Raw genomic sequence first — 26094 nt, 5'->3', positions numbered from 1 at the left:
TTTATTTTAAAACCTTCTTTAATTTTTCCGAAAAGTGAAATACATCCTCAAAACTATTATAAAGTGGGGCAGGGGCTACACGGATTACGTCGGGCTCTCGCCAATCGCTAATTACGCCAGCTTCGGTCAATTTTGTGTGTAAACTTTTATCTGCGTTTTTCACTTGAATTGAAAGCTGGCAGCCACGTTCTTCGGGATTTCTTGGAGTGATTACGTTGATTGCATCATTTTTCATTTCGTCCAACAAAAACTCCAAATAGCCCGTGAGTTTTTCAGATTTCTTCCGAAGGTTTTCAAAACCTGCTTCCGCAAAAGTGTCCAAAGACGCACGAATGGCCGCCATCGATAAAATTGGCGGATTGCTTAATTGCCAACCCTCTGCGCCCGGTAACGCATCAAATTCGTGCCGCATGTTAAAACGCGTTTTTTTGTTATGGCCCCACCAGCCCGCAAAACGGTTGAGATTTTCATTGTTTGCGTGGCGTTCGTGAACAAAACATCCGCCAAGACTTCCCGGGCCGCTGTTTAAATATTTATAGGTACACCAAACGGCAAAATCGGCTCCCGTTTCGTGAAGATTTGGTTGAATGTTTCCAGCTCCGTGCGCCAAATCGAAACCAACCATGCAATTGTATTTATGGCCGAGTTCGGTAATTTTCTTCAGCGGAAAGGATTGCCCTGTGTAATAATTGGTGCTGCCAATCATCAACAAAGCGATTTCGTTGCCGTGGGTTTTCATAATTTCTTCCAAATCCTCAAAACGGCAGAGTTCCTCGCCTTTTCGGGGTTTCCAAAGAATCAATCCGTCTTTTGGGTCAATTCCGTGAAATTTCAACTGACTTTCCACTGTATATTTATCACTTGGGAAAGCGTCGCTTTCCACCACAATTTTATATTTTGTTTTTGTAGGCTGGTAAAAGGAAACCATCATTAAATGAAGGTTCGTCGTCAGCGTATTCATCACCACAACTTCCGAAGGTTTTGCGCCAACGATTTTCGCCATGTTTTCGGTAAGGAATTCGTGGTATGGAAGCCACGGATGCTTGCCTTCCACGTGGCCTTCAACACCCAGATTTGCCCAATCTGCAAGCTCTTCCTTTATATATTCTGAAGTGATTTTTGGCTGTAAACCAAGGGAATTTCCGCAGAGATAAATAAGTTCTTTGCCAGTGGCATCTTTGGGAATGTGGAATTTATTTCGGAAAGCGGCCAGAGCATCATCGGCATCTTGCTTTTTTGCGTATTCTAAGGAATTTTGAAACATTTGAATGGGTTGGGTTTTGGATTTTAACAAAAATAGGGAACTAATTACAAGCTTATTTTTTCACCGAAATATCGGTAAAATACAATTTGAAGTTACCCGTGCTATCCTTGTGCATTTTTGCAATTTCTATTCCGTTGAAATTTTCATAATCCTCCCAAGTAGTACTCATAGAGGGAGTTTCGGCATTTCCTTTTCTATAGTTCCATTCCTTTATTTTGAAATTTTCATCATAAAAAAAATCGTATGCATCGCCGGGCGTATAGCCTCCCTCATTTCCATAAACGATGGTTAGTTGGCTTAGGGTGTCTTTGGAAATGGGCGCCACGGTATGTTCTTTCTCTGAAACTGTAATTCCATCATCCCAGACCAATTGAAAGGGGGCGAGAAGCCAGTATTTATCGTTTATAAAGGCTGCGTCAGTTTTCATGCTCAGACTGTCCATTTTGGTTCTGTTATAACGTACGGTGTCTTTTTGGGAAACCATTTTTATATCACTTGTCTTAGGATTCCAGGTCCATGAGCGTTCAAAATGATTCCCGCCGCGATTTACATTAAAGGTAAATGAGATTTCTGAAACATCTTTCCACGCTTCGTAACCATTCGCATTTGCAATGCGTTGGGCATTTGTGAGATTGCTCAGTGAGTCACTGTTCATAAATGATTTTTCGGCGGAAGCTTCCTGTATTGACTTTTGATTGTTATTGCAGCCGGCTAGGGCTACCATTACTATTATTGTGGTACAGATGATCTTCATAAATTGATAAGTTTTTTTGTAAAAGTAAGGAATACTTTTGGCTTTCATATTTTTTGTATTTTTATTGTATTCAATCAATAAACTCCCTAAGGCATGCGTGTAATTGACAATAAAGAGGAAAATAGATTTGAAGCCGAGGTTGATGGCTATAAGGCAATTATTGAATATTCGGTGCAACCCGGTATTTTATCTTTAAACCATACCGAGGTGCCCGAGGAACTTTCGGGCAGGGGTATAGCCAGTGAAATGACCGAAAAGGTTTTACTGCAAATAGAATTAAGAGGACTGAAAGTTATTCCCGTTTGTCCCTTCACAAAGAATTATATTGAAAAACATCCTGAATGGAAATCCATAGTGGCAAACGAGGCCAAAAAGAAAAAGCCCTCCCAAGATTAACTGGAAGGGCTTTTATGGATATATAGATAAAATTAATCTACAGCATCTTCAATATCGTCTGCTACGTCTTCAACTTCGTCGCCTACGGTTTTGTTTTCGCGGCAGCTAGTAAAGCTTGTTGCCATCAAGCCTGCTGCAAATAAAATTAAGAATACTTTTTTCATATTAGTTTGTTGTTTAAGGGTTAATTTTAAAATTAAGATTGATTAAGGTCTGCGGCCAGTTGCCAATCGGTACAGAATACCAATTATTGCTAAGACCAGTAAAATGTGAATTAGGCTTCCAACAGCTTCACCGAAACCGAAGTAACCTACGAGCCATCCTATAATAAGGAGTACTACAATTAACCAGATGATGTCACCCATAATTTTAGTTTTTTAAAGTTAGTATTTCTAAAACTACAACAAAACATTTCAGATTTAAATTATTTTAACCGATGTTTAACGAAAATCGTAAATAAATTTGAAAAATGTTATCGAATGTTTTTTTTGTGTTAGAGCTTAATTATTAAAATTTAAGAAAATGAATGAAGCAGAAATGTTTGAAACCAATCGCAATACTTGGAATGCCAAAGTTCCTGTACATGCCGATAGTGAATTTTATGATTTGGCCAATTTTAGAAAAGGCAAGTCATCGCTGAATAAATACGAAATGGAAGCCTTTGGCGAGGTTTGTGGACAAAATATTTTGCATCTTCAGTGTCATTTTGGGCAGGATACGCTAAGTCTTGCGCGAATGGGTGCCAAATGTACGGGCGTTGATATTTCTGATGAAGCAATTAAATTAGCAAAGCAATTGAACACGGAATTGAAACTTGATGCGAAGTTTGTTTGTTGCAATGTTTTGGATACTTCACAATTTGTTTCAGAAAAATTTGATATTGTTTTTACAAGCTACGGGACGATAGGTTGGTTGCCCGATTTAAAACCGTGGGCGCAGATGATTTCGGAACGGTTAAAGCCCGGCGGATTTTTTTATATTGTAGAATTCCATCCCATTGCCTGGATGTTTGATTATACCGTTTCACCTCCAGAGATGAAATATGGCTACCAGCAAAAAGAAGCGATTTATGAGGAATACCAAGGTACGTATGCCGATAAAAATTCAAAAATGGTGAGCAAGGAATACGGCTGGAACCATAGTTTGGGTGAAGTGATATCTTCGCTTGCCGAAGCAGGACTTCAAATAGAATATCTAAAAGAACATGATGCTTCTCCTTATGATATATTTCCCGGCTTGATTAAAAATGAAGAAGGGGTGTTCGAAATGCCAAATAAATTATACCCGTTGATTTTTGAATTGAAGGCAATAAAAAATTCCACAACCGAAGCTATGGAATTTTGATATTCAGATTATTCCAAAGAATTAATGCGCGGAATCTTTTTTTAAAAGTTCCGGAAATTTCTCCTTAAATCTGTTCAAACGTGGAATGGAAACATTTTGAATGTACGGATTATCGGGATTGTTACGCTCGTAGTTTTGGTGGTAGTTCTCTGCATCCCAAAATTTTTGGAATGGCAAAACTTGTGCGGCAACTTTATCTCCATTTAATTGTTTATTCAGTGCATTAATTTTTTCATCAATAATTTTCTTTTCTTCATCATTCTGATAAAAAATAATAGAGCGGTACGATTTCCCGTGATCAGGGCCTTGACCATTCACTTGGGTTATATTTTGTGAGCCGAAATACACATCAACCAACTGATTAAAACTTACAATTTCAGGATCATAAATTACCTCCACTGCTTCTGCGTGATCTGCATGATTTTGATACGTTGGGTTTTTCGTTTCGCCGCCGCTATAGCCTGAAATGGCTTTCTTAACACCATTTACACTTTCGTAGATGGCCTCAACACACCAAAAGCAACCACTTGCAAAATACGCTCTCTTTAGGCCGTTAACAGGTTCGGTTTGAACTGGAACTTGTTCTTTTTGGGCAATAGCCTCAGCCTGCTTATTACTTTCATTGGAAGGTTTGCAAGCGCCCTGAAGCGAGAAAAGAAAAATACTTGCAATGATAAATGTGATTTTTTTCATATTGTTTGATTTTGTGGAATTGGTCTTCAGTAAATAGAAAACCTTGCATTTAAAGTACAAAAAAAGCCCTCACAATATGTGAAGGCTTTGTTATAATTAAGGGTGGTATTTATTTAAGTTTTGCAAACTTAGCTTCCATTTTTTCACGCTCTTCGGCAGCTAAATCTGGATCAACTAAGATTCGTCCACTGTGCTCGTCAGTAATAATTTTTTTTCGACCTGCAATCTCCATTTGCACTTGTGGTGGAATGGTGAAGAAAGAACCTCCCGAAGCACCACGCTCCACAGGAACTACGGCCAAACCGTTTTTCACATTGGTGCGAATGCGTTTGTAGGCTTTTAGAAGTCGAGGCTCAATTTGGGATTCAAAGTTTTCAGATTCCTTGATAAGCGTTTGCTCTTCCTTCTCGGTCTCTTTCAAGATTTCGTCCAGCTCGTTTTGCTTGTGCTTTAAATGCTCAGAGCGCTCGTCAAAACGTCCTTTGGTTTCTTCAATTACTTGGTTCTTTTGCTCAATCTGTGCGCGATATTCCTTGATGTTTTTTTCCGCAAGTTGAATTTCAAGCTCTTGGAATTCAACTTCTTTACTCAAGGAGTTATATTCGCGATTATTTCGAACATTATCCTGTTGTGCAGTATATTTTTTAATGAGAGCCTTAGACTCTTCAATATTGTTCTTCTTTTCCTTGATTTGGTCTTCAATTACCTCAAGGTCTGCCTTAAGCTTTTCCAAACGGGTGTTCATTCCTGCCACCTCGTCCTCAAGATCTTCCACTTCCAGCGGAAGTTCGCCACGAACGCTTCTTATTTCATCAATTCTGGAATCAATAAGTTGCAGATCATACAGTGCTCTTAACTTCTCTTCAACAGTAACTTCGGTTTTTGTTGCCATAAATTATAAATAGCTAATAGGATTGGTATTTATTTGTGATAAAAGGACTGCAAAATTAGTGATTTTTTTCTTAAGGAAAGAATGTAAAAGGTCTTTTGTGTACTGTTCGCTTTCATAATGTCCAATATCTGCCAAAAGTATTGTGTTTTCAGCCCTAAAGAAGTCGTGGTATTTAAAATCTGCCGAAATAAATGCATCGGCGCCAGCTTTTTTTGCGGCATCAATTGCAAAAGCTCCGCTTCCACCGAGAACCGCAACCTTCTTAATTGGTTTATCCAGCATAGCGGAATGCCGCACGCAATCCGTTTTCATGGTTTCCTTTAGAAATTTTAAAAACGTTCTTTCATCCAACGCTTGTTCCAGTTCTCCGACCATTCCCATCCCCAAATGTTGGTTTTGGTTTTCGAGTGTAGTAATTTCATAAGCTACTTCTTCGTACGGATGCGCTTCAAACAAGGCTTTTAAAATATTGCTTTGGAGGTGTTTTGCAAAAGTAATCCCAATTTGGGTTTCTTCTTCAAAATGTGTTTCGCCCTTTTTTCCGATTACGGGATTGGAGGCTTCATTGCCCTTAAAACTACCTTTTCCCTCAATATTGAAACTGCAATTTTCATAATTGCCAATATTGCCTGCACCAACTGCAAAAAGGGCGTTTCTAACTTTTTCGGCATCTTTTGAAGGCACAAACGTAATGAGTTTTTTAATGGTTTCGTTTTGTGGAATTAACACCGAACGATTTTTCAACCTGAGCTTTTCGCAGATCATTGCATTTACGCCGTTCCAGGAATTGTCCAGCGCGGTATGATTTGAGAATATGGCGATGTCGTGTTTTATGGCTTTTTGCACCACGCGTTCCACATAGGTTTTTCCAGTAATTTTTTTCAGGCCCGAGAAAATAATCGGGTGAAAGCTCACGATGAGGTTGCATTTTTTTTCAATGGCTTCATCCACCACTTTTTCAAGCGTATCCAGCGTTACCAAGATTCCCGAGACAGTGGCGTTGACATCGCCGATCAACAGACCGGTATTGTCAAAACCTTCGGAATAGGAGAGCGGGGAGAGCTCCTCAAGCAGTGCGATTACTTCTTTTACCTTCATTTTTCTACATTTTCGGTAAAGATAACGGTTTGCCCAATTTTTAGCGGCCTCTATTTTTATTTTAAAGCAATCCTCAATTTCTGCGGAATTAGTACTTTCGTTAAATGAATTTTCTGCGGAAGTTATTATTTCCTTTTTCAATCCTCTACGGTGGCATTACTGCGCTCCGCAACTTTTTTTACAACAAAGGGATTTTGAAAAGCAAAAGCTATGATTTTCCGGTTATCTGCGTGGGAAACCTTTCCACGGGCGGTACGGGAAAATCGCCGATGATAGAATTACTGGTTTCTTTTTTAAAGGACACTAATAAGATTGCCGTTTTGAGCCGCGGTTATAAACGGAAGTCTTCCGGTTACCGCGAAGTTTTAACTAAAAGTACTGCGGAAGAAGTAGGCGACGAGCCGCTTCAGTTTAAAAAGAAATTTCCCGAAATAACCGTCGCCGTATGCGAAGATCGGCAAACGGGAATTGAGGAATTGCAGGACAGGGCAGACGTAATTTTGCTCGACGATGCCTTTCAACATAGAAAGGTAACCGCCTCGTTGAACATTTTGCTTACCTCTTTTGATAAATTGTACGTGGACGACTGTATGCTTCCCGCGGGAAATCTTCGGGAACCGAAATTTGGCGCAGGTCGGGCAGATATAATTGTTGTAACGAAATGTCCCGAATCTATTTCCAATTCCAAAATCGAAACCATAAAGCGAAAACTGAAGCCGAAATCGCATCAGGAACTATATTTTTCCAAAATCGGTTATGCTTCCGAAATAAAAAATGCAAAGGAAGAAAAACCGCTTTCCTATTTAAAAGATCGCAAATTCCTTTTGGTAACGGGTATTGCAAACCCCAAGCCGTTGATCGAGTTTTTGAAGGGCGAAGGATTGAACTTTGACGAAAAATCATTCCCCGACCATCATAATTTTACCGTTTCTGAAATTGAGGAGTTGCAAAAGCAATCCTTAATACTGACGACCGAAAAGGATTTTATGAGATTGCAGCCTATTTCAAACACTACGGAAATCTACTATTTGCCAATAAAAACCGTGATTTTGAAGGATGAAGAGGCGAAATTCAAAAGTAGTATTGAGAAAGCGATAAAAGAGAAATCGTAATTACTTCACCAAAAAATCATTGCTGCGTAGCACGCGGTTTATCTTTTCAAAAAAGTCTTCGGCATTGAAAGGTTTTGGTATAAATTCATTGAAACCCGCTTTATAAAAATCCTCTAAATTTTCCTCAATAGTAATTGCGGTAAGAGCGATGATGGGAACGGTTCTGTTAAATTCACGAATCTTTTTCGTGGCCTCTATTCCGCTAATTCCCGGCATGTGGATGTCCATGAGGATTACGTCAAAATCTTGTTCTTTGGCGTGCTTTATGGCATCCATCCCGTTATCTACTACGGTGCACGACATTTTTTTCTTTTCAAGAATTTTCTTGGTAATCATCTGGTTGATTTTGTTGTCTTCCACAATCATCACCGATTTGTTTTCAAATATGTCATTGTCCAATACAACCTCCATATTTTTAGGGTCAACTATATTGGTTTCTGACTCCACAATATCATAACTTATATTGAACCAAAATTTGGAACCTTCGCCCAGCTTACTCTCAAGGAATATTTTGCTGCCCATAAGTTCCAATAGATTCTTTACGATAGAGAGGCCAAGACCCGTTCCCCCGTATTTTCGGTTTATCTGAAGTGAACCTTGCGAGAACGATTCAAATATGGTGTTTTGTTTCTTTTTGGAAATTCCGTCTCCCGTATCTTCCACTTCAAAATGGACCACCACCTTATTGGCGGATTTTTCGGCATTTTTTACCCGTACCCAGATATCGCCATTTTCGGTAAACTTGATGGAGTTGCTGATAAGGTTGATAAGGATTTGTGAAATTTTCAGGGAATCGCCCATCACTTCATTTGGCAAGGTTGGGTCGTATTCGTAATGAACATTGTTGTTTTTGGCCTCCGCAGATTTCTTTAAGGCAATCAACACCCCGTCTATCCGCTTTTTCAGATTGAAGGGCGCTTTTTCAATTTCAACCTTATTGGCCTCTAATTTATTGAGGTCGAGAATATTGTTGATTAGGGAAAGCAGATATTCTCCAGAGAATTTCAAAGAGTTTAGATGCTCTCTTTGTTCCGGCTTCGGATCTTCTTCCAAAAGCAGGTGCGTTAGCCCGGTTACGGTGTACATAGGCGTTCGCAGTTCGTGCGTAATGGTGGAGAGAAACTGTGCCTTGGCCTGCGAAGCTTTTTCAGCATTTTCTTTTGCCTCCTGCAACTCGGTGTTTTTGTCCTGCAACAGTTCGTTTGCCTTGGCCCTTAAATTATTGTTTTTATAAAGTGATAGCGTTAAGAGCGAAAGGATCAAAATGAGGGCAATACTAAGCCAGCCTGTAAGCTTTCCAAAAAATAGCGATTTTTCCTGTTTTGTGAGGTCGTCTTGTTGCGTTGCTATTATTTCGTTCAAATCGCCAATGGCAGATTCTGCTTGAATTCCGCGTTCAATAGCTTTTAAGTGAATTTGGCGTAGCGAATCCTTTCGGTTGAAGTAATATTTAAGCTCTTCCTCTGCTTTGGAATTCATCTTTTCTGCAATCAAGATCTGTGAATTGATTCGATGGCTTTCCACAATATACTTTGTGAAACCTTGTGAATATGAAATTTCAGAGACAGTCTTTAAAAAGTTCCTAGCTTCCTGCAATGGGCGAGGATATATTTCAGGATTTATTAGTGAAAGCGCATCTGCAATACTGCTATATGCACCCACTTCTTGATACAATAAACCTTGTTCCTTAAAGCTTTGTGCAGCTGGTTTTAAATAAGAAATGGCTTTTTCATAATTGCCTAACCGAATCTCTAACAGACCTTTACCATAAAGTACGTTTGCCTTACTTTTTTCATCATTGAGATCGGTATAGATTGAGTCAGCCTTACTTAAGTATTTTTCAGCTATTTCAGTCTTACCATTTGAAACTAGAATAATTCCATAAAGATTATAAGCTTTTGCCAGTTTATAGAAATTTTTATAGGTTTCGCCATTTTCAATTGCTTTTTTTGTTTCATCAATCGCCTTGTCAAAATATTCCAAATTATAGTAAAGCTCTGCAATACTTAATTCTACATCTGGCTTATAACTTCTATATTTCGGGAGCATTGCCAGTTTGTTGGCATCGTTTAGATTTTTCACCGCTTCCATAAAGTTTTCAGTTTCCAGTGCTTTGCTGGCTGAATACTGTAACTGTTTTATGGTCACAATGGTATCCTTAATTTGCGCTGAAGAGGAATTGACTGAAACCAGCAAACACAAAACAAGGGGCAAGAAAATCTTGTATTTTAAAATCAGTTGGTGCATTGGTTGGTTTAAAGGGGCAATAAATATAGTTATTTCACTGAAATTTTGTCAATTAAATCTATAATTCTGGACGAATAGCCAATTTCATTATCATACCATCCGATTATTTTTACCATCTTGCCTATTACCGAGGTCATTCCCGCATCAAAAATGCATGAATTTGTATTGCCTACAATGTCAATGGAAACGATAGGGTCTTCGGTATATTGAAGAATTCCCGCTAGTGAATTTTCCGAAGCGTTTTTGAAGGCATTGTTTATTTCTTCTATTGAAACTTCCTTTTTCACATTGAGGGTTACGTCTGTCAAGGAACCATTAGGAACGGGCACCCGGATGCCGCAACCGCCGATTACTTCAGAAAACTCCGGAAATATTTTGGTCAAAGCCTTTGCTGCGCCCGTGGTTGTGGGCACAATGGATTGTCCCGCGGCGCGCGCACGGCGCAGGTCCCTATGGGGCTGGTCGTGCAAGCTTTGGTCGGTGGTGTAAGAGTGGACCGTGGTGATGTAGGCCTGCTCAATGCCGCAGAGTTCGTTGATTATTTTCAACATTGGGGCGGCATTATTGGTGGTGCAGGACGCGTTAGATATAATTAAATCATCCGCATTTAGTATATTGTCGTTTACGCCAATTACAACGGTTTTAATATCATCGTCCGACGGTGGTACGGAGAGAATTACCTTTTTTGCGCCATTTCTTAAATGGTTTTCAAGTTGTGACTTGGTTTTGAATTTGCCCGTGCATTCTACCACCACATCTATCTTTCCCCAGACAATATCTGCTATGTTTTTTTCCGAGGAAAATTTCACCTTCTTTCCGGCAACGGTAATCCCGTTTTTTGAATGTGAAATATCTTCCTTTAAAACCCCGTGAATGCTGTCATATTTTAGCAGATGACTTAGCGTTTTGGAATCGGCCAAATCATTTACCGCAACCACCTCAATAGCAGGATGGTTCAGTAATAACCGAAAAAGGTTTCGGCCAATGCGGCCAAAACCATTAATGCCGACGGTTGTTTTTTCTTGCATTTCAGAAATTATTTAGGTAAGATGCTTTTGCGCCTTGTACGAAGAACGTACCAGAGCCCCGCTTTCCACGTGGCGGAAACCCATTTCCAAACCTATGGTCTCATATTTTTTGAACTGTTCGGGCGTAATAAATTCCTTTACCGGAAGATGCTTTTTGGAGGGTTGCAAGTACTGCCCAATGGTCAATACATCCAGCCCCACGCTGCGCAAATCTTTCATGGTTTGAATTACTTCTTCTTCTATTTCTCCCAAACCGAGCATGATACCGCTTTTGGTGCGAAGGTTACCCGACTGTTTCAGGTAATTCAATACTTCAAGACTGCGTTCATATTTAGCCTGTATCCGTACCTCGCGTGTTAGGCGCTTTACTGTTTCCATATTGTGGCTCACAATTTCGGGCCGCACGGCTATTATGCGGTCTATGTTTCGGGTGTTGCCCTGAAAATCTGGAATCAAAGTTTCCAAAGTAGTATCTGGATTCATCCGGCGAATCGCCTTCACGGTTTCGGCCCAAATAATAGAGCCCATATCTTTCAAATCATCACGGTCAACAGAGGTTATAACCGCGTGCTTTATATTCATCAATTTAATGGAGCGCGCAACTTTTTCAGGCTCGTCCCAATCTATAGTTTCGGGGCGTCCGGTTTTCACCCCGCAGAAACCGCAGGAGCGGGTACAGATGTTTCCCAAAATCATAAAGGTGGCCGTGCCCTCGCCCCAGCATTCACCCATATTTGGGCAGCTACCGGAAGTGCAGATGGTGTGCAGTTTATATTTTTCAACCACGCCGCGCAGTTCGGTATATTTTTTTCCTGTGGGAAGCTTTACGCGAATCCATTTAGGTTTGGGCGTGGGCTTTTGAATTTCCAAAGTTTCTGTGCTCATAAGGGAAACAAAAGTACGAAAAAAAGCCCCCTAACAACCAAGAGGGGAACCTCATTTTTTTGGAATTTGGTCCCAAAAACTATCGGGATGATTTTTGGGATTTGTATTTCCTACCCTTTCTCCGTAATGATTTCTGCCAGAAGTTTTCTGGCCCGAAGCAGTCTCACTTTTACATTGTTTAAAGGTTCCTCCAAGGTTTCGGAAATTTCATTGTAGCTCATTTCCTGAAAATACCGCAGGTTTATTACTTCCTGATAATGTGGTTTCAGTTGTTTAATGTAGCATAAAAGCTCAGCGAGATTTTGCTCCCGAATCAATTTATCCTCCGGGGTGGGCGAGTGGTCCGCAATTTTCTGCACCTGCTCGTTGGAAGCGTCTGTTGTATTGGAATAGATGGAAGCGTTTTTTTTGCGCGTTTTGTCTATTTGGATATTTTTCGAAATGGCAATCAGCCAGGTTGAAAAGGTGTAGTTTTCGTCAAAAGTCTCAATTTTATCAAAAGCTTTTGCAAAGGTTTCAATGGTGATGTCCTCGGCTTCGTGCTCGTTCCTGACCCTTTTCATTTGAAAGCCATACACTTCGTTCCAAAAATAATCCAACAAGAATTTGAAAGCGCCCTGTTTGCCCTTTTTTGCCTTTTCAATATGTAGTGCTATTTCTTCCGAAGTTATTTCCATCGCGAGTTTTTTTCGCCGCTGTTGGAAATAAAGATACTTAATTGTGTGAAGACTAAAAACAATTCGTAAAAAGGAATGAACGGTGCCAAATCCTGCTCTTTCAGTTTTTTTGCGGCGCTTCCCACTATAATATACTGAAATACAAGGCGAATGAAAATTATGGCCAACGCAAAATACCAAAAATCTGTAAACAGGGTGGCGATTGCCAGTAACCAAAATAATAAATTAGTCGCGTAATAAGTCGCCAAGAGAAAACGGTGCTTGGGTTTGTAGAGTTTAGCGGTGGAATAATGCCTCTTTTTTTGAAGAAGCCATTTTTTCCTTTTCTTCTTAGGAAGGGAATATGTAAAGGCTTTTGGTTCCACACAAAGGGCGACATTTTTGGAAGTAGCGGCTTCATTCACAAAAAGATCGTCATCGCCCGAAGGTATTTTAATATGGCTCATATAGCCATTATTTTCATAGTAAAGATTGCTTGTATAAGCCAAATTGCGGCCCACGCCCATATAAGGGTTTCCGGCTTGGGCGTACGAAAAATATTGCACGGCCGTCATTAAGGTTTCAAAACGGATTATTTTGTTCAAGAATCCGGGCAGCTTTTCATAGGCGCCGTAACCGAGAATCAACTGTTTTTCATCGGAAAAATTGGAGGCCATCGTCGCCAACCAATCCTCGGAGGCTGGGTAACAATCGGCATCCGTGAACACCAGCCGCGTGTTTTTTGCGCGTTTTATTCCCAAGGTGAGGGCATATTTTTTGTTGGCCCAAAAAGCTTCGTTGTTTTTTACGTTTACAATCTGGATTCGTGAATCGTTCTCGGCAAAACTTTCCATAACCTCCAAGGTCTCGTCAATCGAGGCATCGTTTATAAGTATGATTTCAAAATTGGGATATTGCTGTTTTTGCCAAAGCGGAATGTGCTTTTGAAGATTTTCAGCTTCGTTCTTGGCACAAATTATTAGGGAAAGTGGATATTTTTCCGAAGTGGTTTTCTCGGAAGTTTTTAAAAAAGCAAAGTTCGAAAAGAGAAGGTAATAAGCACAGTTAATCAACGCAATTGCGCCGAAAACGTAAAGTAGCACCATACAGATTTATGATTGTAATTGTGTGAATAAAGACGAAGCTTAAATTTAGTTAATTAGAAGAAGCCTCAATTTTGTGAGTATCTTCCTTACAAGTATCAAATTGGTCCGGGGTCTTTCCGCAGAAGCCGCACGATTGGCCTTCCTTGTTTAAAAACGGACTCTGGCTGGCGCAGGTGCCTGCAAATTTTCCATCCTTTTTTGCCCATAATTTTATGGCTATTCCCGCAACGGCAAGTAATAATAAAGCTAATGTGATAAGTAAAAGTTTCATCTTAAGTATTTAGGGTGCAAAAATACAATCTTTCTTGTTGTTGTGCTCAGAATTTAAGTATTTTTAGCCTCAATTTTAAATAATTTAACGATGTTAAAACCGACTACTTTTTTAATTCTTTCACTCGTTGCACTTCTCACTTTTTCATGTAAAAATGATTCCCAAAATCCAGATAAAAAGGAAATCGAATCCGTAGCTGTTGACGCCGCTCCGGAACTGCCAAAAAAGAGGGCGGCAAAGAGAGATTTGACCGAACAGGACATTGCGGTTATAAAAAGTGTGATGGCCCGAGTAATGAACGATGGCTATTTAAAGAGATTTGCGAGCTACCTTGTTACCGCCGAATTGACGGATTTGCTTTCCAACAATTCTGGGCCTTTTACGGTTTTTGGCGCCACAGATACAGCTATTGAATCACTACCTGCTGAAAAGCGAAATTTCTACTCAAACCCCGAAAACAAGGAACAGTTGATAACAATGCTGAAATCGCATATCGTAGAAGGGAATTATGACAAATCAACCTTGCTGCAAACCGTGGATAAAAGCGGAAAGGCGACACTGAAATCGCTTGCCGGCACTACGCTCACCGTAACAAAATCCGGGGAAGGGCTTATGGTCTCTAATGGGAAGGGCGTGAACGCGAAGGTGATTAAAGGCAGCGTGGGAGGGTCCAATGGCGTTGTGTACGTAGTTGATGCCCTGTTGAATACGAATTAAAAAACGTTTACTTCCGGCTCAATATAGATTCCGGTCATTTCCTTTACCTTTTTTTGGATTTCCATGGCGAGCTGCCAAATTTCCTTGCCCGTGGCGTTGCCGTAATTTACGAGAACCAACGCTTGATTTTTGTGGACGCCCGCATCGCCAAAACGCTGGCCTTTAAATCCTGCTTTTTCAATAAGCCAGCCTGCTGGAATTTTAAATTCCGTAGGCGAAACTTCATAAAAAGGAGCTTCGGGAAAATTTCTTCGGAATTCTTGGAAGGTTTCAGCATCCACAACCGGATTTTTAAAGAAACTGCCGCTGTTGCCCAATACTTTCGGGTCGGGAAGTTTTGATTGGCGAATGGCGATTACCGCTTCCGAAATGTCCTTTATTGAAGGGGTTTCAATATTTTTATCGGCTAAAATCTTTTGGATATCGCCGTAAGAAATACTCGTTTTGTGATTCTTTTTGGTCAGTCGGAAAGTTACGCTGGTAATAATGTACTTTCCCTTCGCCTCATTTTTGAAGATTGAATTTCGGTACTCAAAGTCACATTCGGCTTTTGTGAACTCCCTTTCTTTTAAGGTTTCAATTTCAACCGTATTGCAGCTTACAAATGTATCTTTTAGCTCCACGCCATAGGCACCAATGTTTTGGATGGGCGCCGTGCCAACGTTCCCGGGAATCAAAGAAAGGTTTTCCAGGCCGCCAAGATCGTTCGCGATGCAATATTGAACAAACTCGTGCCAGTTTTCGCCGGCCATTGCTTTTACCCAAACTTCGGTTTTGGTTTCCTTTAAAATTTCAATTCCCTTTAAATTTATGTGAAGAACATACGCGTCCAAATCGCCCGTCAACAGCATATTACTTCCGCCGCCGAGAATGAAAAGCTCTTTTGAAGGTTTTTCTGAAAGAGCCTGTTTCAGTTCGTCAATAGTTTCAACCGAAACAAAATAACGCGCATTGCAAGCTATGCCAAAAGTATTGTGGTTTTTAAGCGATTTGTTCTCTTCAACCCGCATCAATCCTTATATTTTTGAAGCGCAAGTTTTAAGATTTCGACCGCTCTGATAAGGCTTTCCTTTTTCAAAACATAAGCAATTCGCACTTGGTTCAATCCAACCCCGGGACTGGAATAAAAACCTGCGGCGGGAGCGACCATGATGGTTTCGCCATTGTCGTCAAATTCCTCCAAAAGCCACTGTGCAAAGGCATCGCTATTTTTTATTGGAAGTTGGACAATGCAATAAAAAGCGCCTTTGGGCTCACCCACTTGTACGCCGGGAATGGCTTTGAGGGCGGCAACCAAAGTATTTCTTCTATCCTGATATTCGGTGATTACTTCATCAAAGTAACTTTGGGGCGTCTGCAATGCCGCTTCGCTTGCAATCTGGGCAAAGGTGGGCGGACTTAAACGCGCCTGCGCAAATTTTAAGGCAGTTGCGATAACCTGTTTGTTTTTTGAAACCAAACAACCAATGCGCGCGCCACACATGCTGTACCTTTTTGAAACCGAATCGATGATGATTCCGTTTTCGGCCAAGCTTGGTTCTTCGAGAATTGAATAATGTTTATAGCCGTCGTAGGTGAACTCGCGATATACTTCATCAGCGACCAAAAACAGATCGTGTTTTTTAACGATTTTGGCCAAGGTCTGTATTTCTTCTTTTGAATAGAGATACCCTGTTGGATTTCCGGGGTTACAGATAAGTATTGCCTTTGTTTTCGGGGTAATCAGTTTTTCAAATTCCGAAATTGGCGGCAGGGCAAAATTGTCTTCAATCTTTGAGATGACGGGCACAATTTTTACATCAGATGCCGTGGCAAAACCGTTGTAATTTGCATAAAATGGTTCGGGAATAATTATTTCATCGCCTGCATCGGCAATGCTTCCCATAGCAAAGAGCAGGGCCTCACTTCCGCCAGTTGTTACGATAATGTCATTGGCCTCAACCGCAATGCTGTTCTTTTTATAATAATCTGCAATTTTTTCACGGTATTCCTGCGAACCTTCAGAGCGAGTATAAGCAAGAATTTCCAAATGGTGGTGCGCCACAGCATCCATAGCAATCTCAGGCGATTTTATATCGGGCTGGCCTATGTTAAGGTGGTAAACGGTTTTGTTTGCTTTATAGGCTTTTTCGGCGTAGGGAACCAGCTTTCTGATAGGTGATTCTGGCATGTTTTTCCCTTTATGTGAAACTGTCGGCATAATGAAATTGTTTGTGGCAAAGTTGCAAAATATATTTTATAAAATCACTCTGCCTGAAACAACATTCGGCTTTTTTTTATATCTTCAAGTGTTTTCAAAAAAACTATTAAAATTTTGCGTAAAGCCCTTGTACTTCTGTTCTTTCTTTGTTTTTCGGTTGCTTCGGTGGCGCAAATAGGCTTTTTTCTTCAGTCAGATAAAAAGAGGGACAAAATTCCTTTCAAACTGGTAAATAATCTGTCCATTGTTCAAATAGAAATCAATGGCACGCCGCTTTCCTTTATTCTTGATACGGGTGTAAAATCGACTATTCTATTTAGTTTAGAAGAAGCAGACAGTCTCCAGCTCCGAAATACCACTCCGGTTATGCTGCAGGGCCTCGGCGCGGGAGGGGCGGTAGAGGCTTTAAGAAGCTTGAACAATAAAGTAAAAGTGGGTAGTGCGATAGATAACGACCATGACCTTTACATAATTTTTGATAGTACACTAAACTTTTCGCCCCGAATGGGTATACCGGTTCACGGTATTCTGGGAAATGAATTTTTTCAGAATTTTATTGTGAAAATCAATTATGCGGCGGAAGTTATAACTGTATATAACCCTAAGAAATACAGTCTAAAGCCGTGCAAAAAATGTGAGGATTTGCCAATAAACTTTGTGGGCGGGAAACCTTATATCTCCCTACAAGTTGAATCTAAAAACGCTATGGAAGAAGTAACGCTTTTGGTAGATTCTGGATCCAGCGATGTAATGTGGCTTTTTGACAAGGCCGATTTCATCAAAGAGTCTCCTCCAAATTATTTTAAGGATTTTTTGGGCTTAGGACTGAGCGGCAATATTTTCGGAAAACGCACGAGAATTCCAAGGCTATCTGTGGGCAGTTTTAATTTAAATGAAGTTAACACATCCTTTCCTGAAGAGGAGGCAATTCTCAAAGCACGCAATTATGAAGAACGCGACGGTAGCGTTGGGGGAGGGTTTTTAAGTAGGTTTACGGTTACATTTGATTATACAAATAAGATAGTTCGCTTTAAAAAAAACCGAAAATTTAAAGAACCTTTTAATTATAATATGAGTGGTATTACTTTGGAACACGAAGGTCTTGAACTTGTGAAGGAAGAGCGACAGGCAAGTGTGAATACCAATAGGATGAACCAAAATGAAAGCCTTACCGTTAATAGCATTTCCATTACAACTGAGGTGCATTTTTCCTTGGTTCCAAAATATGTTGTGGCCGATGTTCGCGAAGGTTCGCCTGCTGCGATTGCAGGCGTTATAAAAGGGGATGAGGTTTTAACTATAAACGGTAAGCCTTGCTATCAGTATAAACTTTATGAATTGATTGAAATATTTTCTTCAGATGAAGGCAAAAAAATTTCGCTGGAAATTAAAAGAGGCGATTATATAAACAAATTCAAGTTCAATCTTAAAAGCGTATTCTAAAAAAAAGTCCGGTTGAATTTTAACTTCAACCGGACTTTTTATAAAGTGTAGTTTTATTAGCTTTTTTCCAGAACGCTTGCTGAGTCGCTCATAACTTCGCCTTTTATTTTTAAAGCTACCATTGGTTCGCTTGCGTTTGAATACACCGTAACCGTTTTCCGAATTGGACCAACACGATTAGTGTCATATTTAACCTCAATAGTACTACTTGCTCCTGGGGCAATAGGACCACTTGGTTTTTTGGGGACAGTACAGCCACAGCTGGACTTTACATCACTAATAATAAGCGGGGCATCGCCAGTGTTAGTGAACTCAAATACGCGAACGCCGTCACTGCCTTTTGCGATAGTGCCATAATCCACAGTATCTTCCTTGAAACTGATTTTTGCTTGTTGCGCCTGTGCGGCAAAACCGATAAAGGCAACAAGAGCCATTAGAGCTAATTTTTTCATGATTTTGTGTTTTTTAATGATTGCTAAAGTATATAACTTTTGAACAACAAGCAAAATAACTTATTCACTTTTATTATCCTTTAGATATATTTACTTTTGCAACTCATTATACAAATACCAGACCAAAGTATGGCTTTAGAGGCAAAATACAATGCAAAACAGACTGAGAACAAGTGGTATAGCTACTGGATGGAGAATAGATATTTCCATTCTGAAGTGGACGAAAGAACGCCATACACCATCGTCATCCCGCCGCCGAATGTTACCGGAGTACTGCACATGGGCCATATGCTCAATAATACTTTACAGGATGTTTTGATTCGCCGTGCGCGTTTGCAGGGCTTTAATGCTTGCTGGGTACCGGGCACGGACCACGCTTCCATTGCTACCGAAGCCAAAGTTGTAGCAAAATTGAAAGCCGAAGGAATAGACAAAGCGACCCTTACACGCGAGGAATTTTTGGAACACGCTTGGGAATGGACCCACAAGCACGGTGGGATTATTTTAGAGCAGTTGAAAAAACTCGGCGCCTCCTGCGATTGGGAACGAACCAAGTTCACCATGGATGAAGATATGTCAGCTTCGGTGATAAAGGTATTTGTTGACCTATACCGAAAAGGAAATATTTACCGTGGCTACCGAATGGTAAATTGGGACCCACAGGCAAAGACCACTCTTTCTGACGAAGAAGTTATTTACGAAGAAAAACAAGGCAATCTCTATTACCTAAATTATAAAATTGATGGCAGCGATGAAACTTTAACCATCGCCACCACGCGCCCGGAAACCATTTTGGGTGACACCGCGATCTGCATAAATCCAAATGACGAGCGTTTTGCGCACCTTCGTGGAAAAAAAGCCATCGTTCCGGTTTGCAATCGTGTAATTCCAATCATTGAAGACGAATATGTTGATGTGGAATTCGGAACAGGGTGTCTAAAAGTTACACCTGCCCACGATGAGAATGATAAAATGCTTGGCGATAAGCACAATCTTGAAATAGTTGATATTCTCAATGATGACGGAACCCTAAACAGTTTCGGTCTTCATTACGAAGGAAAAGATCGTTTTGTAGTTCGCAAGGAAATTGTAAAGGAACTTGAAGCAATGGGCGTGGTTTCAAAAATTGAAAGCCATATGCACAAGGTTGGGACCAGTGAAAGAACCGGCGCTGTGATAGAACCAAAACTGAGCGATCAGTGGTTTCTTAAAATGAAGGAGCTTGCGCAACCTGCTTTGGATGCCGTGCTGGAAAAAGACGTAAACTTAGTTCCCGAAAAATTCGTTAACACCTATCGTCACTGGATGGAAAACGTGCGCGATTGGAACATCTCCCGCCAATTGTGGTGGGGGCAGCAAATTCCTGCCTATTTCTATGGAGATGGAAAAGAGGATTTTGTTGTTGCGGAAACTATTGAAGAAGCGGTAAAATTAGCGCAAGAAAAAACAGGTAATGACCAATTAAATGCTACCGACTTAACCCAAGATCCGGACGCTTTGGACACCTGGTTTTCATCTTGGTTATGGCCTATTTCAGTATTTAATGGAATTTTAGAGCCAGACAACAAAGAAATAAATTACTATTACCCAACCAATGACCTCGTTACCGCGCCCGAAATTCTTTTCTTTTGGGTTGCTCGAATGATTATCGCAGGTTATGAATACCGAAATGAAAAACCGTTTACAAATGTGTACCTAACGGGAATTGTTCGCGATAAGCAGCGTAGAAAGATGAGCAAATCGCTGGGTAACTCGCCAGATCCAATTGATTTGATGGATACCTACGGAGCCGACGGCGTGCGCGTGGGGATGCTTTTGAGCTCACCTGCGGGGAATGATTTAATGTTTGACGAAGACCTTTGCAAACAGGGGAGTGCCTTTGTGAACAAAATCTGGAACGCTTACCGTTTGATTGATGGCTGGGAAGTTGATTTGGAAAAGGAGCAATCGCAAAGCGACATCATTGCCCTAAAATGGTACCGCAGCAAATTCCAAAAAACGCTTGCCGAGATTGAAGACCATTACAGCAAATACCGCATCAGCGATGCCTTAATGGCAACCTATAAATTGATTTGGGATGATTTCTGTTCGTGGCTTTTGGAAATGGTAAAACCACCTTTTGGCGAAAAGATTTCTGAAAAAACGTATCTCGAAGTAATTTCGGTTTTGGAAGATAATTTGAAAATATCACATCCTTTTGTGCCATTCATTTCAGAAGAAATCTGGCAACATATTACCCAGCGCGACATTTCTGAAGCTTTGATAATTTCAGAATGGCCAAAACAGGAAGCTTTTGATGAAAAAATCATAAAGGATTTCGAATTTGCTTCCGAAGTAATCTCAGGGATCAGAACCATTCGCAAAGAGAAAAACATTTCCTTTAAAGACACGATAGAACTTTCGGTTCTTAATAATGACAATGCTTCTAAGGAATTTGACGCCGTGATTTCAAAACTCGGCAATATTTCAGAATTGAATTACATCTCAGAAAAACTGGACGGGGCATTGACTTTCCGTGTAAAGAGCAACGAATATTTTATACCGATTGCTGGGGCAATTAACGTTGAAGAAGAAATGGCAAAGCTTTCCGAAGAATTGAAATACACCGAAGGTTTTCTAAAAAGCGTGCAGGGCAAACTGAAGAACGAACGTTTTGTGAGCGGCGCTCCGGAACAAGTGGTTGCTTTGGAAAGACAAAAAGAAGCGGATGCGCTTGCAAAGATTGAAACTTTGAAGGCAAGTTTGGCGGGACTGAAGTAAACTCTGAAGGCGTTAAAATCTCTTAATTTATTCTAAATCGAGGTTAATTTATTCATTTTCAGATGTATTTGAGTGTAACTTGCTTCAAAACAGAACAATTATGGACCAAGCAAAGTATGAACAAATGCAGTCGATGCTCCACAAATTGGAGGACATTAAAAACAGCCAAAAAAGTATCATCGACAAGATTAACCACGTGATTACCGACTTATTTCAACATCCCGATAAGGACCTTGAAAAAGCAATGGAGGGCGCACATGAACGCGCTTCAGAAAATGTGGAAAAGATTAGGGAGGCTATTGAGGAGTACGAGATAAAATTCAACAAAGCCCAGCAGGCCTAATTACTTTCGGTATAAAAAGTATTGATTAACGGCCTCAATGTAGAGTTGTTTGGCCTCGTCCTCGGTAAGACCGCGCGTTTGGAAAAGTGCGTTGGTCTTAAATGCCGAGATATGCGGCTTTCCGCCACTGGGAATATCGGCATCATTCGTTGCCCGTTTGTAGTAGGCGTATAACCGCAATAGTACATCTGCGGGAAAAGGTTCCGTGTGCTCATTGATGCTCTTCACGGCATTTCTAAATGCTATATCAAGCTCTTCTGAAGTCATTATTTTTCGGCAATTATTGAAATTCCACCTTTAACTTTTTGGTTTAAGGCTACTTTAATTTTTGCATCCAGCGGCAGAAAGATATCCACGCGCGATCCAAATTTTATAAAACCACTGTCAGAGGCCTGTTCTACCTCTTGGCCCGCTTCGGCGTAATTTACGATTCGTTTGGCCATGGCGCCGGCAATCTGTCTGAAAAGCACATCTCCAAACGTTTCATTATTTACCACTACCGTGGTGCGTTCGTTTTCCTCGGAAGATTTTGGGTGCCAAGCTACCAAGAATTTACCCGGGTGATATTTGCTATAAACCACCTTTCCGCCAACGGGATAGCGGGTTACGTGAACATTTATTGGACTCATAAAAACTGATACCTGCAATCTCTTATCGTTGAAATATTCCTTCTCAAAAACTTCTTCAATCACTACCACCTTTCCATCAACGGAAGATAGGACGCGCTCCGGATGCACCAAAAAGTTTCGCTTTGGATTTCTGAAAAATTGGAGTACCAATAGCAAAAGAATAATCAACGAAATAATAATTCCTCCGCGAATGGTTGGGTTTTCAACAAACACATTCGCCAAAAGACTAAGCGCGATAACGATTACGAGCGCAATAAATATAATTTTGAATCCTTCTTTATGAAACATTGTCAACAATTAATAAAAATGCATAAACAAATGGGCTGGCGTAAATAATGCTGTCAAGCCTGTCATATAAGCCACCGTGGCCCGGCATAATAATTCCACTGTCCTTGACTCCTGCCTGCCTTTTGAATTTTGATTGAATCAAATCGCCGATGGTGCCAAATATAGACACAATAACTGCCATGACTATCCAAACCCATAGTGGATACTTTTCAGCATCCAGCGGATTGTAACCTTCCAGTACTTTAAAGATAATAAATCCTGCCAAAAGAGCGCCAGCCAATCCGCCCACAAAACCTTCAACGGTCTTTTTGGGAGAAATGCGCTCCAGCAGTTTATGTTTTCCAAATTTTGAACCGATGAGGTAGGCAAAAGTATCATTGCTCCAAACCAATATAAAAACCGCAATAATTATTTCTGGCATAAACTCGCCGTCTATATTCATTACAGGAATAAGAGTGAGAAAAACAAAGCCACTAATAATGTAGAATATCACGGTAATGTATTTTTTCTTCTCAAACATTGGGATTTTGCTTGTCCACAATACGTCTTTCAACAAAAAAAGATTGACGAAGCCACTTAAGATCAAAAGAAGATAAACAGCATTATCGGCAAAAACGTCATAGCTCAGAAAGTAAAAGGCGGCCGCAAGTAGAAAATAGGCAAGATAGCTGGTAAGGTGCACCAGTTTTAAATATTCGCTTAAAGTAATGATTGCCAAAACAAAGAAGAGCCCCATAAACCATTCGCGCGAAGTAAACATTGCAAAAATGATAATCGAAATGTATAATACGCCCGAAAGGGTCCGTACGAGAATTTCCTTCATATTATAAGTCTTCCAGTAGCAACAAATATAGGTTTTTTGTGCTACTTCCATAACTCATAAAATCCTTTTCTTTTTCGGTTTCAAAGTCTTGAATGGTAGTAATGTTACTGGGAATGGAACCGGAACTTTGGTTTTTAATAATCCGCAAACCTTCACTAATGGTATCCACAATTTGGCTGGTGGTAGCAAAAATAATAACATTGAAGGGAAGCTCCTTCAACTTCTTTTCCTTTATTTGGTTTGACGAAAGTAATATGGAGCCGTTATTCGAGACCAAGGATTCGCACGTGGAAAGGAAAAATTTTGAGTCTGTGTTTTTGGTGAAGTTTAGATTAAAACCATCAAATTTTTTGGTAAGCATATCGTTCACGCAAAAAACGTCCTGTTCATACCAATCATTCTCAAGCATTATATTATCAAAAGCCTCGGTAACCTCTTCCCAATTTTCACAGTAAATAAATTTGCCCCCGTTGTTTTTAAAATTATAGGTGAATTTTTCGTCAATGGGAAGTTTTTGTTCTGGGTAATAACTGCTGTGTTCGGCTTTTTCGGCACGTTTGGCCTTCTCTTCCGATTTTTTGTAATTAGGGTTTAAAAGTCTTTTGAATAGACTCATTAATAATGAATTGAGGAGTTCATATTTGCGTTAAACTTCAAATATATAAAATCTATACTGAAGTATTGTTACGGGCCAAACAAAGTTTAAGGACGAAACCAAAAATGGCAACATTAGCTAGTTGCCACTCTGGGTGCCTCTTCTGGTTTTTCGAAAGGGCGGTCGCCAAATATCTTCTGGAGATTGTCCTTAAATATCACTTCTTTTTCAAGAAGAACGTTTGCCAATTCGGTCAATTTGTCCTTGTTTTCTTCTAAAAGCTTCACGGCGCGTTGGTACTGTCCTTCAATTAACGCTGAAATTTCCTTATCGATCAGTTCGGCAGTTTTCTCACTATACGGTTTTGAAAAGTTATACTCAGACTGTCCGCTACTATCGTAATAGGTAAGGTTTCCTATTTTTTCATTTAGGCCATAGATGGTCACCATTGCGCGGGCTTGTTTTGTCACTTTTTCCAGGTCGCTCAATGCTCCGGTTGAAATACGGTTGAAAATCACCTTTTCCGCAGCGCGTCCCCCAAGGGCGGCACACATTTCGTCAAGCATCTGCTCTGGGTGAATAATTAATCTTTCTTCGGGTAAATACCACGCAGCTCCCAGTGACTGTCCACGAGGCACTATAGTAACCTTTACCAAAGGCGCAGCATGCTCGAGCATCCAGCTAACGGTTGCATGTCCCGCTTCGTGAAACGCAATGGCGCGCTTCTCGTCCATGGTCATTATCTTGTTCTTCTTTTCCAGACCGCCAACAATTCTATCCACGGCATCTAAAAAGTCTTGCTTTCCAACAGATTTTTTACCATTTCGGGCGGCAATCAAAGCTGCTTCGTTACAAACGTTTGCAATATCAGCTCCAGAGAAGCCCGGAGTTTGTTTTGAAAGAAAGTCTGTATCTAAATCATCATCTTTTTTTATCGGGCGCAAATGCACTTCAAAAATTTCCTTACGCTCACGTACGTCTGGTAGATCTACATAAATCTGTCTATCGAAACGGCCGGCGCGCATTAAAGCTTTGTCCAATACATCGGCACGGTTGGTGGCGGCAAGTACAATAACATTAGTATTTGTTCCAAAGCCGTCCATTTCTGTAAGCAGCTGGTTCAGTGTGTTTTCGCGCTCGTCATTACTTCCCGAGAAATTATTTTTTCCACGGGCACGGCCAATGGCATCAATTTCATCAATAAAAATAATTGCGGGTGATTTGTCTTTCGCCTGTTTAAAAAGATCGCGCACGCGGGAAGCACCCACGCCCACAAACATTTCAACGAAATCTGAACCGGAAAGTGAGAAGAACGGTACTTTAGCTTCGCCAGCAACGGCCTTCGCCAAAAGTGTTTTACCCGTACCTGGAGGACCTACAAGCAGTGCTCCTTTAGGGATTTTACCCCCAAGGGAGGTGTATTTCTCAGGTTGCTTTAAGAAATCCACAATTTCTTGAACTTCTTCTTTGGCGCCCTCAAGTCCGGCAACATCCTTAAATGAAGTTTTTACATCTGTTTTTTCGTCAAAAAGCTTGGCTTTTGATTTTCCTATATTGAAAAGTTGTCCTCCAGCGCCACCTCCAGCACCTGAAGACATTCTTCGCATGATGAAAATCCAAATAGCGATAATAATTACGAAGGGCAGGATGCCCATTAAGATATCACCCCAAACATTATTGTCTGTTTCAAAATTTAGCGGAGTAGATAATCCATTTTCTGTTTTAATCTGCTGAAAATCCTCTTGGAAAAGCTGTAAATCGCCAAATTCAAACTGATAATCGGGATCGTTCGGCCCTGGTTCCAAAAAGGAAGGGGCATTGGTTTTGCTGGAATGGATTTCCTTTTTTTTGGCTTCATCGGTAAGATATACCTTCGCAATTTTCTTATTGATGACATCCACTTTTTCAACGTCCCCATTTCTCAGAAACTCTTCAAACTTTGCTTGATTCGTTTTCTCGGGTTGCGACCAACTTCCACCCCCAAAGATTTGGATACCGAAAAACAATAGAATTATTGCCGCGTAAATCCAGTAATAGCTAGGTTTCGGTCTTTTCGATTCGTTCTTTTTATTTTTATTTTCTTCGGCCATAAGGCAAT

At 40.5% G+C, this 26094-nt stretch carries 28 protein-coding genes; 7 read left to right on the top strand and 21 right to left on the bottom strand.

Going from position 1 to position 26094, the window contains the following annotated elements; translation table 11 throughout:
* Window position 1: 1 nt before the first annotated feature.
* Complete coding sequence (gene kynU, locus LS48_RS09615) at window positions 2-1264, bottom strand: kynureninase (protein WP_062622325.1); 1263 nt, start codon at window positions 1262-1264, stop codon at window positions 2-4.
* A 52-nt stretch (window positions 1265-1316) separates the two neighbouring features.
* A complete protein-coding gene (locus LS48_RS09610; RefSeq protein WP_062622428.1) occupies window positions 1317-2018 on the bottom strand; it encodes a hypothetical protein in 702 nt (233 codons plus the stop codon).
* A gap of 93 nt (window positions 2019-2111) precedes the next feature.
* Between LS48_RS09610 and LS48_RS09605 the strand changes: the two genes are divergently transcribed.
* Complete coding sequence (locus LS48_RS09605; protein WP_062622324.1) at window positions 2112-2414, top strand: GNAT family N-acetyltransferase; 303 nt, start codon at window positions 2112-2114, stop codon at window positions 2412-2414.
* 32 nt (window positions 2415-2446) lie between these two features.
* Here the strand turns inward: LS48_RS09605 and LS48_RS15645 are convergent, their stop codons facing one another.
* Window positions 2447-2578, bottom strand: a complete 132-nt coding sequence (locus LS48_RS15645) for a hypothetical protein (RefSeq protein ID WP_262480967.1) — start codon at window positions 2576-2578, stop codon at window positions 2447-2449.
* A 42-nt stretch (window positions 2579-2620) separates the two neighbouring features.
* Window positions 2621-2779: a lmo0937 family membrane protein gene (locus LS48_RS15210; protein ID WP_014781235.1), complete on the bottom strand. Its 159-nt coding sequence runs from the start codon at window positions 2777-2779 to the stop codon at window positions 2621-2623.
* A gap of 157 nt (window positions 2780-2936) precedes the next feature.
* On the opposite strand from LS48_RS15210, the gene LS48_RS09600 reads away from it, so the two are divergent.
* Window positions 2937-3758: a class I SAM-dependent methyltransferase gene (locus tag LS48_RS09600; protein ID WP_062622323.1), complete on the top strand. Its 822-nt coding sequence runs from the start codon at window positions 2937-2939 to the stop codon at window positions 3756-3758.
* A 21-nt stretch (window positions 3759-3779) separates the two neighbouring features.
* Here LS48_RS09600 and msrA read toward each other — a convergent pair whose 3' ends face one another.
* From msrA to LS48_RS09585, 3 genes are all read right to left on the bottom strand, one after another.
* Window positions 3780-4451, bottom strand: a complete 672-nt coding sequence (msrA, locus tag LS48_RS09595; RefSeq protein WP_062622322.1) for a peptide-methionine (S)-S-oxide reductase MsrA — start codon at window positions 4449-4451, stop codon at window positions 3780-3782.
* A gap of 109 nt (window positions 4452-4560) precedes the next feature.
* Entirely contained in the window at window positions 4561-5343 is a 783-nt protein-coding gene (locus LS48_RS09590) for a zinc ribbon domain-containing protein (RefSeq protein WP_062622321.1), read from the bottom strand.
* Window positions 5344-5346: 3 nt separating this feature from the next.
* Entirely contained in the window at window positions 5347-6441 is a 1095-nt protein-coding gene (locus LS48_RS09585) for a Nif3-like dinuclear metal center hexameric protein (RefSeq protein WP_062622427.1), read from the bottom strand.
* Between the two features lie 104 nt (window positions 6442-6545).
* Between LS48_RS09585 and lpxK the strand changes: the two genes are divergently transcribed.
* A complete protein-coding gene (gene lpxK / locus LS48_RS09580) occupies window positions 6546-7553 on the top strand; it encodes a tetraacyldisaccharide 4'-kinase (RefSeq protein ID WP_062622320.1) in 1008 nt (335 codons plus the stop codon).
* On the opposite strand, the gene LS48_RS09575 is transcribed toward lpxK, so the two are convergent.
* From LS48_RS09575 to LS48_RS09550, 6 genes are all read right to left on the bottom strand, one after another.
* Window positions 7554-9800 carry a tetratricopeptide repeat-containing hybrid sensor histidine kinase/response regulator gene (locus LS48_RS09575; RefSeq protein ID WP_062622319.1) on the bottom strand — a complete coding sequence of 749 codons (2247 nt, stop codon included), beginning with the start codon at window positions 9798-9800 and terminating at the stop codon, window positions 7554-7556.
* A gap of 29 nt (window positions 9801-9829) precedes the next feature.
* On the bottom strand, window positions 9830-10828 hold the full coding sequence (gene gap, locus LS48_RS09570) for a type I glyceraldehyde-3-phosphate dehydrogenase (protein WP_062622318.1): 999 nt from the start codon (window positions 10826-10828) through the stop codon (window positions 9830-9832).
* 12 nt (window positions 10829-10840) lie between these two features.
* The gene (lipA, locus tag LS48_RS09565) at window positions 10841-11713 is read right to left on the bottom strand and encodes a lipoyl synthase (protein ID WP_062622317.1); all 873 of its coding nucleotides are present in this window, start codon (window positions 11711-11713) and stop codon (window positions 10841-10843) included.
* Between the two features lie 110 nt (window positions 11714-11823).
* Window positions 11824-12390, bottom strand: coding sequence for an RNA polymerase sigma factor (locus tag LS48_RS09560; protein ID WP_062622316.1), 567 nt, complete (start codon window positions 12388-12390; stop codon window positions 11824-11826).
* A complete protein-coding gene (locus LS48_RS09555) occupies window positions 12381-13475 on the bottom strand; it encodes a glycosyltransferase (protein WP_062622315.1) in 1095 nt (364 codons plus the stop codon). The genes LS48_RS09560 and LS48_RS09555 overlap by 10 nt, the downstream gene beginning before the upstream one ends.
* A 49-nt stretch (window positions 13476-13524) precedes the next feature.
* Window positions 13525-13746 (bottom strand): hypothetical protein, encoded by a 222-nt coding sequence (locus LS48_RS09550; protein ID WP_045080701.1) that lies wholly within the window; start codon window positions 13744-13746, stop codon window positions 13525-13527.
* A gap of 90 nt (window positions 13747-13836) precedes the next feature.
* Here LS48_RS09550 and LS48_RS09545 point away from each other — a divergent pair, with 90 nt between their 5' ends.
* Window positions 13837-14463 carry a fasciclin domain-containing protein gene (locus LS48_RS09545; protein ID WP_062622314.1) on the top strand — a complete coding sequence of 209 codons (627 nt, stop codon included), beginning with the start codon at window positions 13837-13839 and terminating at the stop codon, window positions 14461-14463.
* Here the strand turns inward: LS48_RS09545 and murB are convergent.
* Window positions 14460-15473 carry a UDP-N-acetylmuramate dehydrogenase gene (murB, locus tag LS48_RS09540; RefSeq protein WP_062622313.1) on the bottom strand — a complete coding sequence of 338 codons (1014 nt, stop codon included), beginning with the start codon at window positions 15471-15473 and terminating at the stop codon, window positions 14460-14462. The genes LS48_RS09545 and murB overlap by 4 nt on opposite strands.
* The gene (locus LS48_RS09535) at window positions 15473-16663 is read right to left on the bottom strand and encodes a pyridoxal phosphate-dependent aminotransferase (protein ID WP_062622312.1); all 1191 of its coding nucleotides are present in this window, start codon (window positions 16661-16663) and stop codon (window positions 15473-15475) included. The genes murB and LS48_RS09535 overlap by 1 nt, the downstream gene beginning before the upstream one ends.
* 114 nt (window positions 16664-16777) lie before the next feature.
* On the opposite strand from LS48_RS09535, the gene LS48_RS09530 reads away from it, so the two are divergent.
* Window positions 16778-18106 (top strand): aspartyl protease family protein, encoded by a 1329-nt coding sequence (locus tag LS48_RS09530; RefSeq protein ID WP_078056414.1) that lies wholly within the window; start codon window positions 16778-16780, stop codon window positions 18104-18106.
* A 56-nt stretch (window positions 18107-18162) separates the two neighbouring features.
* Here the strand turns inward: LS48_RS09530 and LS48_RS09525 are convergent, their stop codons facing one another.
* Window positions 18163-18558: a DUF1573 domain-containing protein gene (locus LS48_RS09525; protein ID WP_062622310.1), complete on the bottom strand. Its 396-nt coding sequence runs from the start codon at window positions 18556-18558 to the stop codon at window positions 18163-18165.
* Between the two features lie 129 nt (window positions 18559-18687).
* Between LS48_RS09525 and LS48_RS09520 the strand changes: the two genes are divergently transcribed.
* Both LS48_RS09520 and LS48_RS09515 read left to right on the top strand, forming a co-directional pair.
* Complete coding sequence (locus LS48_RS09520) at window positions 18688-21318, top strand: valine--tRNA ligase (protein ID WP_062622309.1); 2631 nt, start codon at window positions 18688-18690, stop codon at window positions 21316-21318.
* Between the two features lie 100 nt (window positions 21319-21418).
* The gene (locus LS48_RS09515; RefSeq protein ID WP_045080696.1) at window positions 21419-21661 is read left to right on the top strand and encodes a hypothetical protein; all 243 of its coding nucleotides are present in this window, start codon (window positions 21419-21421) and stop codon (window positions 21659-21661) included.
* Here the strand turns inward: LS48_RS09515 and LS48_RS09510 are convergent, their stop codons facing one another.
* The 5 genes from LS48_RS09510 to ftsH all read right to left on the bottom strand — a co-directional run bounded on the left by LS48_RS09510 (window position 21662) and on the right by ftsH (window position 26086).
* On the bottom strand, window positions 21662-21928 hold the full coding sequence (locus LS48_RS09510; protein WP_045080695.1) for an acyl-CoA-binding protein: 267 nt from the start codon (window positions 21926-21928) through the stop codon (window positions 21662-21664). It lies immediately after the preceding gene.
* Window positions 21928-22578, bottom strand: a complete 651-nt coding sequence (locus LS48_RS09505; protein ID WP_045080694.1) for a phosphatidylserine decarboxylase family protein — start codon at window positions 22576-22578, stop codon at window positions 21928-21930. The genes LS48_RS09510 and LS48_RS09505 overlap by 1 nt, the downstream gene beginning before the upstream one ends.
* Window positions 22568-23401 (bottom strand): phosphatidate cytidylyltransferase, encoded by an 834-nt coding sequence (locus LS48_RS09500; protein ID WP_045080693.1) that lies wholly within the window; start codon window positions 23399-23401, stop codon window positions 22568-22570. The genes LS48_RS09505 and LS48_RS09500 overlap by 11 nt, the downstream gene beginning before the upstream one ends.
* A gap of 1 nt (window position 23402) precedes the next feature.
* Window positions 23403-24017, bottom strand: a complete 615-nt coding sequence (locus LS48_RS09495; RefSeq protein WP_045080692.1) for an LUD domain-containing protein — start codon at window positions 24015-24017, stop codon at window positions 23403-23405.
* A 113-nt stretch (window positions 24018-24130) separates the two neighbouring features.
* Window positions 24131-26086: an ATP-dependent zinc metalloprotease FtsH gene (ftsH, locus tag LS48_RS09490; RefSeq protein ID WP_045080691.1), complete on the bottom strand. Its 1956-nt coding sequence runs from the start codon at window positions 26084-26086 to the stop codon at window positions 24131-24133.
* Window positions 26087-26094: the final 8 nt, after the last annotated feature.

Origin of the sequence: Aequorivita aquimaris (assembly GCF_001573155.1) — a bacterium.
GTDB lineage: Bacteria > Bacteroidota > Bacteroidia > Flavobacteriales > Flavobacteriaceae > Aequorivita > Aequorivita aquimaris.
This window is presented reverse-complemented; position numbering and strand designations above follow the sequence as displayed.